This is a genomic window from Nocardia sp. NPDC051833 (genome assembly GCF_040681225.1).
Taxonomy (GTDB): domain Bacteria; phylum Actinomycetota; class Actinomycetes; order Mycobacteriales; family Mycobacteriaceae; genus Nocardia.
Genome location: NZ_JBFAYK010000004.1, coordinates 361,826 through 374,212, shown reverse-complemented (window position 1 = coordinate 374,212; position 12,387 = coordinate 361,826). Strand labels below are relative to the sequence as shown.

Sequence of the window (12,387 nt, the reverse complement as noted above, 5' to 3'; positions counted from 1 at the left end):
GGGGATCTCAACTGTGACAACGAATCTCGCCGCGAAGCTGTCCGAGGACGAGCTGCGGGCCATCGCCGAGCAAGGCGCGGCCGAGCTCGGCACCGAGGCCTCGGCCGCCGACCTGATCGCCTGGACCGACCGCACCTTCGGCACCAACTACATCGTCGCCTCGAACATGCAGGACGGCGTGCTGGTGCACCTGGCCGCGCAGGCTCGGCCCGGCGTCGACGTGCTGTTCCTCGACACCGGCTACCACTTCGCCGAGACCATCGGCACCCGCGACGCGGTCGAGGCCGTCTACGGGGTGAACGTGGTCAACGTGCGCCCCGAACACAGTGTCGCCGAACAGGATCAGCTGCTCGGCAAGGATCTGTTCGCCCGCGACGCCGCGGAATGCTGCCGGTTGCGCAAGGTCGTTCCGCTGAAGAAGTCCCTGGCCGGCTACAACGCCTGGGTCACCGGCATCCGCCGCGTCGAGGCGCCCACCCGCGCCAACGCGCCGCTGATCTCGTTCGACGAAGCCTTCGGACTGGTGAAGATCAACCCGATCGCGCCGTGGTCCGACGACGAGATGCAGGCCTACATCGAGGCCAACGGCATCCTCGTCAATCCCCTGGTGGAGGAGGGTTATCCGTCCATCGGCTGCGCGCCGTGCACGCGCAAGCCCGAGCCGGGGTCCGATCCGCGCAGCGGCCGCTGGGCCGGCCTCGCCAAGACCGAATGCGGATTGCACCAATCATGACCATCACCACCACCGGGAGTGAGCCTGTGAGTACCAACACCACCGAACGCGATCTCGGCCTGACCGAGTTCGACACCCTCGCGGCGCTGGAATCCGAGGCGATCCACATCTTCCGTGAGGTCGCGGGCGAATTCGAGCGGCCGGTGATCCTGTTCTCCGGCGGCAAGGACTCGACCGTGCTGCTGCACCTGGCGCTCAAGGCCTTCTGGCCCGCGCCGCTGCCGTTCGCGCTGCTGCACGTCGACACCGGGCACAACCTGGACGAGGTGCTCGAGTTCCGCGACAAGGTGGTGGACAAGTACAGCCTGCGCCTGCACGTCGCTTCGGTCGAGGAGTACCTGGCCGACGGCCGGCTCACCGAGCGCCCCGACGGCATCCGCAACCCGCTGCAGACCGTCCCGCTGCTCGACGCCATCACCGAGCACCGCTTCGACGCGGTCTTCGGCGGCGGCCGTCGCGACGAGGAGCGCTCGCGCGCCAAGGAGCGGATCTTCTCGCTGCGCAACGCCTTCGGCCAGTGGGACCCGAAGCGCCAGCGCCCCGAGCTGTGGAACCTCTACAACGGCAAGCACGCGCCGGGTGAGCACGTGCGGGTGTTCCCGCTGAGCAACTGGACCGAGCTCGACATCTGGCGCTACATCGCCCGCGAGGACATCGACCTGGCCAGCATCTACTACGCCCACGAGCGCCCGGTGTACCAGCGCGACGGCATGTGGATGACCCCCGGTGTCTGGGGTGGCCCGGCCGAGAACGAGGTGCTGGAGACCCGCTCGGTGCGCTACCGCACCGTCGGCGACGGTTCCACCACCGGCGCCATCATCTCCGACGCGGCCGACAACGAGGCCATCCTGGCCGAGGTCGCCGCGTCCCGACTGACCGAACGTGGTGCTACTCGCGGCGACGACCGTGTGTCGGAAGCCGCCATGGAAGACCGCAAGCGAGAGGGTTATTTCTGATGTCCGACCTATTGAGGCTGGCCACCGCCGGTTCTGTCGACGACGGTAAGTCCACCCTGGTCGGACGGCTGCTCTACGACACGAAGTCCGTGCTGGCCGATCAGATCGACGCCGTCACCCGCGCCTCGGTCGACAAGGGTCTGTCCACCCCGGACCTGTCGCTGCTGGTCGACGGGCTGCGTGCCGAGCGCGAGCAGGGCATCACCATCGACGTGGCGTACCGCTACTTCGCCACGCCCAAGCGGTCTTTCGTGCTCGCCGACACCCCAGGTCACGTGCAGTACACCCGCAACACGGTGTCCGGCGCGTCCACCGCGCAGCTGGTGATCCTGCTGGTCGACGCGCGCAAGGGCGTCATCGAGCAGACCCGCCGCCACGCCGCGGTGCTGGCGCTGCTCGGCGTGCCGAAGCTGGTGCTGGCCGTGAACAAGATCGACCTGGTCGACAATCCGGCCGAGGTGTTCGCCGCGATCTCCGCTGAGTTCAACTCGCTGACCGCGAAGCTGGGCTGGGCCGACGAGGACGTCCTCGAGATCCCGGTCTCGGCACTGCACGGCGACAACATCGCCAGCCGGTCGGACAACACCCCGTACTACGACGGCCCCTCGCTGATCGAGCACCTGGAATCGGTGCCGGTGGACGCGGATTCGACCGGAGCGCACGCCCTCGGCCTGCGTTTCCCGGTGCAGTACGTGATCCGGCCGCGCACCGCCGAGTACCCCGATTACCGCGGCTACGCGGGCCAGATCGCGGCCGGTTCGGTCTCCCCCGGTGACGAGATCGTGGTGCTGCCCTCGGGCAAGCGCACCACCGTCGAGCGCATCGACACCCCCGACGGCGAACTCGCCGTCGCGCAGGTGGGCCGCAGCGTGACGCTGATCCTGGCCGACGAGGTCGACATCTCGCGCGGCGACATCATCGCCTCGGTGGCCGACGCGCCGGAGGCGATCGACACCTTCGACGCGACCGTGTGCTGGCTGGGCGACAAGTCGCTGCGTCCCGGCGCCCGGCTGCTGCTCAAGCACGGCGCCAAGACCACGCAGGCGATCGTCGGCGCGCTCGTGGAGCGGTTCGACGAGCAGACCCTGACCGCCGAGCCGAGCCCGGAGACGCTGGAGCTCAACGACATCGGCCGGGTGTCGCTGCGCCTGGCCGAGCCGATCCCGGCCGACGACTACCGCACCAACCGGCACACCGGGTCGTTCCTGCTGATCGACCCCGCCGGTGGCAACACCCTGGCCGCCGGCCTGGTCGGCGATGTGCTGACCTCGGTCGAGGTCGGTACCGCGGTCTGATGACGTCGGTGCTCGCCCCGCTGCGTGGTGCCGCCGTGGCGCCGCGCGGCGGGCGCGAGCCCGCGCTGATCCTGGTCGCCCACGGCAGCCGTGACCCGCGTTCGGCGGCGAACGCGGCGGCCGTGCGCGATCTGGTCGCCGCGCAGCGACCGGACCTGACCGTCCGGCTCGCCTTTCTCGATCTCAACGCGCCGTCGGTCGACCAGGTCGTCGACGCGGTCGCCGCGCAGGGCCACACCGGCGCGATCGTGGTGCCGATGCTGCTCGGCAGCGCGTTCCATGCCCGCGTCGATCTGCCCGGACTGCTCGACGTGGCACGGCGCAGACATCCGCTGCTCCAGCTGGATCAGGCCGACGTCCTCGGTCCCGATCCACGCCTGATCACCGCTCTGTGCGACCGGATCGTCGAGGCCGTCCCCACCGGGGCGGGCCGGATCGGGATCGCCGTGGCCGCGGTCGGTTCCTCGCGCGCCGGCGCCAACGAGCGCACCGCCGAGGTCGCAGTCGAGGTGGCTCGGCGCACCGGACTGCGCACCGAGATCTGCTTCGCGACCAGCGAACCCACTGTTCGGGAGGCGGCCGAGCGACTGCGTGCCCGCGGCGCCGAACGCCTCGTCGTCGCGCCGTGGTTCCTCGCGCCCGGCCTGCTCACCGACCGGTTGCGCACCGCCGCACCGGAATTCGTCCATGTCCCGGCGCTGGGCGCGTACCCGCTGCTCGCCGCCGTCGTGTGGGATCGCTACGACGTGGCCGTCGGCGCGGAGTGGGAACTGACCGCCTGAGCGATCCGCCTCAGGGGTGCGCTACCCCGGAGTCCGGTACCGGCGCGATATCGGGGACGAACGAGTCCGGCGCGGCCGCACCGGTTTCCACCGGCACTCCCTGCGGAGCCGGAATCGAGGGGGCATCGATCGGTACCCCTTGACCGGGATCGGCGGGGATACCGCGCGTTTCGAGTGGGGCCTGCGCCGGGATCTCGACTGTCAGCGTCCACGGCACCTGGTCGGACGGCACGCCGTGCCCCGGCGTGGCCGAGTCCGGTGTCGTCGGCGGATAGGCCACGGAGACGCTCGCCGAGCTCTCGACGAATCCGGTGGGCTCCGCTCTCGTGGATCCCACCGACGAATCCACAACCGCCCGGTCGGGCGTCCGCTCGTCGTGATCAGCCACCGAGGGGTCCGATGGCGACAGGTCCGCGTTCTCGGGTCCACGTGGGGTCCAGCGGCTCGCCGGAACGACCGGCAGTGCGTGTTCCGGCCCGGAAACCGGTGCCGCGCCGACGTGCTCGCCGGGCACCGCGGGCAGCGCCCGCCCGGGTGCCGCCACCAGCGCACCGCCACGCCCGTCGTCGGCGCGCAGCAGCCCCAGCGCGACCGAGAACAGCAGCGGCACCGCGATCGCGGCGGCGACGAGCGCACCGCGCGAGATCAGCCGACGGACCGGAACCAGTACGGTGCCTGCGGCCGCGCGCCGCGCGCCGAGCAGCGCCGCGCCCCGGGCGATGGACTCGCCCGGCACCGGTTCGCGCAGGACCGGACAGCGCAGGGCGTCGGCCAGCGCGTGCGCCACCTCGACCGGGGACGCCGCACCGCCGACGAGAAGCACCGCGTCGAGGCGCCCGGCGGAAAGCCCCGCGGTACGCAGGCATTCGTGCACGAGGGGCAGTGAATCCCGGACGAGCCGATCGCGGACCGCGAGCGCGTGCCCCGGATCCGGAGCGGCGGGTTCCTCCTCCTCCGCCAGATCGTGCGCGGTGACCGCCAGCGCCGCGGCGGTCGACCGGCCACCGAACGCATAGGACCGAGCGGGCCGACCCGCGATCCGATGCCCCAGCCCGTCCCGCACGACCACCGCGAGATCGAGCGAGGTCGCACCCAGGTCGTACACCAGCAGCGTCGCCGGATCCGGTGCGGCAGCGGCGGTCTCGTCCGGCCGATCGAGCACCGCGGCGGCCGCGATCGGCTCGGCCACCAGCTCGACCTCACCCAGCCGTGCCCGTCCGAGCTCACGCCGGAGCGCGGCGAGGTGCCGCTCGTCGTAGACGGCGGGGACGGTCAGCACGGTGTGCTCGGCGACCGCGCCGTGCGCGGCCATCGCGTCCCCGAGCACCCGGACGACCAGTTCCTCGGCCGGGGGTTCGAGCGACAACCCACCGGCGATGGTCAGGTCGGCGAAACCGAGGATCCGGTCCGCCCGGGAGCCGGTCCGGTCACGCCGCACCACCGGATCGCCGCCACCGCCGAGCACCGCGCAGACCGTGTTGCGCGCACCGATGGACACTCCCCAGCCGACCGCCATCGCACACCCATCTCTCTCGGCCGAGCGGCCGGGAACGTCTTTACCCGACCCGAAGAAATAGTTTAGCCTCTCCTAATCTTTTGCTGGAACACCGGGTGGAGGCCTCGATGGCGGAGAACTTGCTGGTCATTCGACCTGAAGCGGCTGTAGCGCCGACGATCTGGGGCACACTCCATGCCCCGGCGCCACGCGGCGGCCGCTGGCCCGCCCCCGAACCCGAGCGGCCGATCGGCCTGCTCGATTCCTGGTGGCTCATCGGCGCCGCGGCACTCGGATCGACGGCACTGCTCGGCGGCGTCCTATGGGTGGCCACCCACGTCCACCCGGACCCCGCGCTGCACACCGCCGGACTGTTCGTCCACCTGGCGGGGCTGACCCTCGGATTCGGCGGGGTACTCATCGCCGACTACCTGACCGCGCTGTGGCTGACCGGGCGCAGCACCCTGGCCGAGGCGATGGCCGGCGTCTCCCGGATGCATGGACCGATCTGGCTCGGTCTCGCGACGCTCGTCGTCAGCGGTACCGTGCTCGAGCCGAATCTCGGTTCGCCGCTGACCCAGACCAAGATGGTGCTGACCGCCATTCTCACCGTCAACGGCTTACAGGCGACGGCACTGAGCAAGCGACTGGCCGAACGGACGACCGCACCGCTCCCGCCGCGATTGCTGCTGTGGGGTGCCGCCTCCGGCACGATCTCCCAGATCTGCTGGTGGGGCGCCATCGCCATCGGCTTCTGGAACGCCCGGCACTGACCCGAGACCCGTCTTGCGTGACCCAGTTCACAGGTCACCCCTCTTCACTGCATACCCCCTGGGGGTATATGTTCGTAGCAACGCACAGCGAACAGAAAGAGGCGATCACGATGACCACCAACGCCCACGCCGGACACCACACCCACGCCGGACACGCTGACACCGCGCACGCGGCACATCAGAACAACCACGCGGACAACGGAATCGATACCGCCGCGCACGCGGCACACCAGGGACACGGCAAGCACGCGGCCGCCGACCACGGCGACGCCCACGCGGGCCACGCCGCGGGCGCGCCGGGCGGCCTGCTGGTCACCCAGGACGGGTACACCCTCGACCTCGACACCACCATCGCCGCGCCCGGCGCCATCGACTTCCGGTTCCGGATCCTCGGCCCGGACGGGGCGGCGGTCACCGAGTTCGACCCCATCCACGACCGCGAACTACATCTGATCGTCGCGCGCCGGGAGCTGACCGGGTTCTGGCACGTCCATCCGGTGCGCGAGGCCGACGGCACCTGGGTGATCCGCCTCGACCTGCCCGAGGCGGGCGCCTACCGGGTCTTCACCGATATCGCGCCGCGCGCGCTGGGCCGCACGATCACCCTCGGCGCCGATCTCGCGATCGCGGGCCACTATGCGCCGCAACCGGTTCCGGCGGTCGGGCGCACCGCGACGGTCGACGGGTACGAGGTCACCGTCGACGGCGAGCTGCGCGCCGAGGGCGATCTGCTCACGCTGACCGTCCGCAAAGACGGTGCGCCGGTGACGGATCTGCAGCCCTACCTGGCCGCCTTCGGCCACCTGGTGATCCTGCGCGCGGGCGATCTCGCCTACGTGCACGTGCATCCGAACGGCGAACCCGGCGACGGCGTCACCCCGGCCGGACCCGAGATCACCTTCCACACCGCCGTTCCCGGTCCGGGCACCTACCGCCTGTTCCTCGATTTCCGGCACGGCGATGTGGTCCGCACCGCCGCGTTCACGCTCACCGCGGGCATCGCGACGCCGCGGCACGCCGAGCACGCCGGACACGCACACCACCACTGAGTCGCCGATCGATGGCGTCGTTCCCCGCACCAGGGAACGACGCCATCGGCGTTCCGGGGCCGGTCAGGTCGCGAGCAGGCGCGTGGCGATGGCGCGCGCGGCGTCGACCCGCGCCGAATCCCCGATCTGGCGTGCGATATTGGCCGCGCTCACCACCGCGTCGAGCTCGAACACCAGCTGCTCCGGGTCGGCGCCGGCGAAATCACCGAGCTCCTGCGCCTTGCGGATCTCGACGGCCAGCAGCGCCAGCCACTCGTCGTGGTCGGCCACCACGGCATCGCGGACCGGACCCTCCTTGCTGCTGTACTCGGTCAGCGTCGCGACGCGAAAACAGCCACCGGGGAAGGGCGGATCCTCGATGTGCGCGAACCAGCGGTCGATCAGCGTCCTGATCCGGCCCGCGCCACGGGGCTCCCTCAGGCTCGGCGCGATCACCCGTTCGATGAACACGTCACGGGCGGTCGCCACGGCGGCCAGCTGCAGCGCCTCCTTGGTGCCGAACAGCGTGGCGATGCCGCTCTTGCTGATCCCCAGATCGGTGGCGAGCATGCCGATGCTGATGCCGTCCAGCCCTTCGATGGAGGCGAGTTCGGCGGCGCGCCGCGCGATCGTGGCCCTGGCGCGGGCGCCCTTGGCCAGTCGTTGGTCGCCGGACTCGGTCAGCTGGGTCATGAACTCCATTGTTCCACCGCCTCTTGCATGAGTGAACGATCGGTCGTACTTTTATCTACGAACGATCGTACGTTCTTATTTCTCCTCCGTGAAGGAACTTCCCATGACCGACGTTTCCGCTCGGCCCGAAGATTCGCCGACCAGCACGCCACCCGACACCGGCGCCGCGGGCCGCACCCTGGCCGTGTCGGCGGGTGCCGCGTTCATCGCCTTCCTCGACCTGTCCGTGGTCAACATCGCGTTCCCCACCATTTCCTCCACCTACCCCGGCACCGCGACCAGCACGCTGACCTGGATCGTCAGCGGCTACGCGATCGCCTTCGCCGCCCTGCTGACGCCGGCGGGCCGGCTGGCCGACGTGCTCGGGCGGCGCCGGATGTTCGCCCTGGCACTGGCCGGATTCGCCGTCACCTCGCTGCTGTGCGGACTCGCGCCGAGCGCGGGCTGGCTCATCGCCGGACGCGTGTTGCAGGGCATGACGGCGGCGTTCATGGTGCCCGCCGCGCTGGCGCTGGTGCTGGCCGCCACACCCAGGGAGAAGATCGGCTCCGCCATCGCCGTCTGGACGGCCGCGGGCGGCTTCGCCGCGGTGGTCGGCCCGGCCATCGGCGGCGCGCTCGTCGAGAGCCTGGGCTGGCGGGCGGTCTTCCTCGTCAACGTGCCGATCGCGCTCGCGCTGATCGTGCCCGGCCTGCGACTGCCGAGCACCGACGACACCCGCCGCGACGCCGCCCTGCCCGATCCGCTGGGCATCCTCGCCGTCGCGATCGGCCTCGGCGCCGTCGTCGCCGCCATCACCGAGGGACAGACCTGGGGCTGGACCGCGCCCGGCACGCTCGCCGCGCTGATCGGCGGCACGGTGCTGGTGGCGTTCGCGCTGGTGCGCTCGGCACGGCACCCCGATCCGGCCGTGGCCGTAGCGCTGTGGCGGGACCGGCAATTCGCGCTCGCCAACGCGGGTTCGCTCCTGTTCGGCGCGACCATGTTCGCCTGGCTGCTCGCCGGACCGATGTTCCTGGACGCGCTCTGGGGCTACTCAGTGCTCGAATCGGCGGCGGCGCTGACCGTCGGCGCGGCGGCGTCGATGGTGACCTCGGTGATCGTCGGCCGGATCACCGCGCCGCAGGGGCAGCGCTGGGCCGGGGTGATCGGCGCGCTGATGTACGCCGCCTCGCTGGCCTGGATGAGCACCGACGCGTTCGGCCCCGACCCCGCGCTGTGGTCGGCGTGGGTGCCCGCCGGGCTGCTCGGTGGCGGCGGGATCGGCATCGTGGTCACCGTGCTCGGCACGGCGGCCGCGAGTTCGGTTCCCCCGCAGCAGTTCGCGGCCGGGATCGGCATGAACGTGACCGCCCGGCAGGTGGGTGGCGCGCTCGGGGTGGCGGTGCTCGCCGCCGTCTTCACCGCGATTCCCGGCGACGCGGTGCGCGCCTTCCACACGGTGTTCGCCGTCGGCGCGGTGATCGGTCTCGCGGTCGCGCTGCTGCTCGTCGTCCCGTCCCGTGCCCGTACCGACCGCTAGGAGTTGCGAGATGTCTTCCACCACACCGTTGTCCGAGCAGTACACCGAGGCCGACGATCCACTGCTGCTGCACCCCGACGAGGCGAGCGCGCTGCTGCGCGACGCGCCGTGGCAGCGCTTCGCGGTGCTGGGCGACTCGATCGCCGCGGGCACCGGCGACCCGAGCCCCGGCTACGCGCCGGGCGGGTGGGCCGACCGGGTCGCCGCTGTCCTGTCGTCGGTGAATCCCGCGCTGGTGTACCGCAATACCGGCCGGATCGGCGCGACCAGCACCCAGGTCAGGCAGTATCAGCTGCCCGAGATCCTGGACTTCACGCCGGATCTCGTGCACATCAGCTGCGGCGGCAACGATCTGTTCGAAGCGGGCGGCGACCCGAACCGGTTGCGGGACAACCTCTCGGCGATGTTCGCCGAACTGGCCGCGACGGGAGCGCGGTTGTCGGTGTTCACCGTGGCCGATGTGTGGGAGATCGAGCGGATGGCGCCGATGCGGCCCATGCGGTCGCGCATGGCCGAGATGAACGAGGTGATCCGCGCGGTGGCCGCCGACTACGACGCGGTGCTCACCGAGTTCTGGGATCACCCGGTGCGGACGCGGCCGGGCCTGATGAGTGCCGATCTCATCCACTTCACGACCAGCGGGCACGCGGTCGTGGCGACCGAGGTGATCCGCGCACTGGCCGCGCGCCTCGACAGCTAGTGCGCTGTGGTGTCGGCGGTAGCCCCGCCGGCACCACAGCGCGGTCAGCTGTTGCCGCGGACCAATTCGGTGCCGAGGGCCACGAGTTCGGTGCGGACTTCCGGCGGTCCGAGCACCTCGACATCGGCGCCCCAGCCCGCCAATTGCCGGGCGACCATCTTCGCGGTGTCGGCGGTGATCCTGGCCTCGACCCGGCCGTCCTCGGTGGGTCCGAGCAGGGTGCAGTTGCGGCCCTGCTGATCGGCCAGGATCGGTGCGAGCGCCGCCGACACCAGCACCGTCGCGGCGACGGCGGCCCGCCGTTCCTCCATCCGGGTGACGATCCGCGCCCATTCCGCGGCGAGATCGAAATCCGCAGGGCGATCGGCTGTTTCGGCCAGGATGGTGACCGCGCCGATCCGGTCCAGCCGGAACGTCCGGCGACCACGCTCGGTCCCCGCGACGAGGTACCAGACCGTCTCCTTCTCCACCAGTCCCCACGGATGCACGACGCGGACCGTGCGTTCCCCGGCCCGCGAGTACTCCATGCGGACCTGGCGGCGATCGACCACCGCCTGCTGCAACAGGGCCAGCGCCGCGGGCGGTTCCGGGTGAGGTCGGCCCCAGCGGGCGGGGTCGACGACGACCGCGTCGGCCGCCGCGGCCGCGTCCGCCCGGAAGGTCTGCGGCAGGGCCCGCACCAGCTTGCGCAGGGCGGACTTCACCTCCGGCGCTGCCTGCGCGGCCGGTCCGGCGAGCAGGAACAGCGCCCTGGTCTCGCCCGCGGTCAGCCCGGACAGATCGGTGCGCGCGCCACCGATCAGCGACCAGCCCCCACCCCGGCCCGCCTGCGGGTACACCGGGATGCCCGCCGCCGACAATGCCTCCAGGTCACGGCGGGCGGTCGCCACCGAGACCTCCAATTCGGTGGCGACCTCGGCGGCCGTCACCCGGCCGCGCGCCTGCATCAACAGCAGGGTGGCCACCAATCTGTCCGCTCGCATAGTTCCTGATTCTGCCCAATAAAGTGCTCGTTCGGTGAGCACTTTGACTGGCAGAGTCGTTCTCACCACAACGACGACATCGGGAGCAGACATGCTGCAGGGAATGGCGACCACCACCTACTACGCCGACGACCTCACCGCCGCCAAAAACTGGTACACCGAGTTCCTCGGCCTGGCACCGTATTACGAGGTGCCGGGCGGCTACTACGAGTTCCGGGTCGGGCCGAGGCAGGCCGAGCTCGGCATCATCAACCGCGCCTATGCTCCCGTGGGCGCCCACAACGCGCCCGGTGGTGGCGGTGTCGTGTTCTGGCATGTCGACGATCTCGCCGCGACCTTCGCCCGGCTGCTCGCCCTCGGTGCCACCGAGTACGAGCCGATCACCGAGCGCGGCGAAGGCGCGGGATTCGCGACCGCGGCGGTGCTCGACCCGTTCGGCAATGTGCTCGGGATCATGAGCAACCCGCACTTCGTCGCCATGACCGCCGAGCGGGACGCGGCGGCGTCGGCCTAGCCGGTCAGGCGGCGAACCAGCGCTCGAGGACGGTGGCGACACCGTCCTCGGTGACGTCGCCGGTCACTTCGTCGGCCAGGGCGAGGATCGAGTCCGGCGAGCCCGCCATCGCGACGGAATGGGCGGCCCAGCGCAGCATCTCGCGATCGTTGAAGCCGTCACCGATCGCCAGGGTGGCCTCCGGCTCGATGCCGAGCGCGAGCCGGAGCCGTTCCAGCGCCCAGCCCTTGGAGACACCGCGGCGCGAGACCGTGACCCACGGACCGAATTCGCCGTGCACCCACGAGGCGTCGGGCACCTCCAGTGAGACGAGCAGCTGCAGCATCTCCTCCACGGTGCCACCGGGCCACCAGCCGTTGAGCCGCGGTGTCGGCGAGCTGCCCAGCATCTGATGGTCGACGAGCAGGAACTCGCCGATGGAGAACTCGCCGGGCCCGTGCCCCGTCGCCCAGGTGCCCTCCCCCACCCGCTCGGCCGCGAAGATCATGTCCGGGAACAGCGCTCGCAGGGCGTGGATGGCGGGCGCCGGGTCGAACGACTGCACCGCGACCGGCTCACCCCGCGCCACATCGATGTGCACCGCGCCGTTGGAGCACAACGCGTGCCCCTCGGTGAGACCCAATTCCTTCAGCACCGGCCGTGTCGTCAGCAGGGTGCGCCCGGTGGTCACCACCACGTGCGCACCCGCCGCCACCGCGGCCCCCACCGCCGCCACGACCCGCGCGCTCACTTCGAACCCCGTCGCCAACAGGGTCCCGTCCACATCGAGCGCGATCAGTTTCGGCGCTCCCCCGAGTAATGCCATCTGCCCATTGTGCCCGTCCCCACCGACACCCACCCGAAAATCCAGCACCCCCTACCAGCCACGATCACCCGCAACCGATCCCACCCCGCCCCCAGCGCGGGCTGTCGA

At 71.1% G+C, this 12,387-nt stretch carries 13 protein-coding genes; 9 read left to right on the top strand and 4 right to left on the bottom strand.

The window, feature by feature from the left end; translation table 11 throughout:
- The first annotated feature begins 13 nt into the window (after positions 1–13).
- Genes AB0L91_RS30125 through AB0L91_RS30110 form a run of 4 tightly spaced genes read left to right on the top strand, consistent with a single transcriptional unit; the run spans position 14 to position 3,766 of the window.
- Positions 14–733 carry a phosphoadenylyl-sulfate reductase gene (locus AB0L91_RS30125; RefSeq protein WP_365015786.1) on the top strand — a complete coding sequence of 240 codons (720 nt, stop codon included), beginning with the start codon at positions 14–16 and terminating at the stop codon, positions 731–733.
- Positions 730–1,689: a sulfate adenylyltransferase subunit CysD gene (gene cysD / locus AB0L91_RS30120; RefSeq protein ID WP_365015785.1), complete on the top strand. Its 960-nt coding sequence runs from the start codon at positions 730–732 to the stop codon at positions 1,687–1,689. Before AB0L91_RS30125 ends, cysD begins: the two co-directional genes overlap by 4 nt.
- Positions 1,689–2,984 carry a GTP-binding protein gene (locus AB0L91_RS30115; RefSeq protein WP_355278692.1) on the top strand — a complete coding sequence of 432 codons (1,296 nt, stop codon included), beginning with the start codon at positions 1,689–1,691 and terminating at the stop codon, positions 2,982–2,984. Before cysD ends, AB0L91_RS30115 begins: the two co-directional genes overlap by 1 nt.
- Complete coding sequence (locus tag AB0L91_RS30110) at positions 2,984–3,766, top strand: sirohydrochlorin chelatase (protein ID WP_365015784.1); 783 nt, start codon at positions 2,984–2,986, stop codon at positions 3,764–3,766. Before AB0L91_RS30115 ends, AB0L91_RS30110 begins: the two co-directional genes overlap by 1 nt.
- A gap of 10 nt (positions 3,767–3,776) precedes the next feature.
- Here the strand turns inward: AB0L91_RS30110 and AB0L91_RS30105 are convergent, their stop codons facing one another.
- The gene (locus AB0L91_RS30105) at positions 3,777–5,282 is read right to left on the bottom strand and encodes a hypothetical protein (RefSeq protein WP_365015782.1); all 1,506 of its coding nucleotides are present in this window, start codon (positions 5,280–5,282) and stop codon (positions 3,777–3,779) included.
- A gap of 107 nt (positions 5,283–5,389) precedes the next feature.
- Between AB0L91_RS30105 and AB0L91_RS30100 the strand changes: the two genes are divergently transcribed.
- Together AB0L91_RS30100 and AB0L91_RS30095 are read left to right on the top strand one after the other, a co-directional pair.
- Positions 5,390–6,034 (top strand): hypothetical protein, encoded by a 645-nt coding sequence (locus AB0L91_RS30100; protein WP_365015781.1) that lies wholly within the window; start codon positions 5,390–5,392, stop codon positions 6,032–6,034.
- 110 nt (positions 6,035–6,144) lie between these two features.
- On the top strand, positions 6,145–7,083 hold the full coding sequence (locus tag AB0L91_RS30095; protein ID WP_365015779.1) for a hypothetical protein: 939 nt from the start codon (positions 6,145–6,147) through the stop codon (positions 7,081–7,083).
- Between the two features lie 63 nt (positions 7,084–7,146).
- Here the strand turns inward: AB0L91_RS30095 and AB0L91_RS30090 are convergent, their stop codons facing one another.
- Positions 7,147–7,755, bottom strand: a complete 609-nt coding sequence (locus tag AB0L91_RS30090; RefSeq protein ID WP_365015777.1) for a TetR/AcrR family transcriptional regulator — start codon at positions 7,753–7,755, stop codon at positions 7,147–7,149.
- Positions 7,756–7,858: 103 nt separating this feature from the next.
- Here AB0L91_RS30090 and AB0L91_RS30085 point away from each other — a divergent pair, with 103 nt between their 5' ends.
- Both AB0L91_RS30085 and AB0L91_RS30080 read left to right on the top strand, forming a co-directional pair.
- Entirely contained in the window at positions 7,859–9,277 is a 1,419-nt protein-coding gene (locus AB0L91_RS30085) for an MFS transporter (protein WP_365015776.1), read from the top strand.
- Between the two features lie 10 nt (positions 9,278–9,287).
- On the top strand, positions 9,288–9,977 hold the full coding sequence (locus AB0L91_RS30080; RefSeq protein ID WP_365015774.1) for an SGNH/GDSL hydrolase family protein: 690 nt from the start codon (positions 9,288–9,290) through the stop codon (positions 9,975–9,977).
- 44 nt (positions 9,978–10,021) lie between these two features.
- On the opposite strand, the gene AB0L91_RS30075 is transcribed toward AB0L91_RS30080, so the two are convergent.
- Complete coding sequence (locus tag AB0L91_RS30075) at positions 10,022–10,960, bottom strand: YafY family protein (protein ID WP_365015772.1); 939 nt, start codon at positions 10,958–10,960, stop codon at positions 10,022–10,024.
- A 91-nt stretch (positions 10,961–11,051) separates the two neighbouring features.
- Between AB0L91_RS30075 and AB0L91_RS30070 the strand changes: the two genes are divergently transcribed.
- The gene (locus AB0L91_RS30070; RefSeq protein ID WP_365015770.1) at positions 11,052–11,474 is read left to right on the top strand and encodes a VOC family protein; all 423 of its coding nucleotides are present in this window, start codon (positions 11,052–11,054) and stop codon (positions 11,472–11,474) included.
- Positions 11,475–11,478: 4 nt separating this feature from the next.
- On the opposite strand, the gene AB0L91_RS30065 is transcribed toward AB0L91_RS30070, so the two are convergent.
- Positions 11,479–12,279: an HAD hydrolase family protein gene (locus AB0L91_RS30065; protein ID WP_355278666.1), complete on the bottom strand. Its 801-nt coding sequence runs from the start codon at positions 12,277–12,279 to the stop codon at positions 11,479–11,481.
- Positions 12,280–12,387 lie beyond the last annotated feature (108 nt).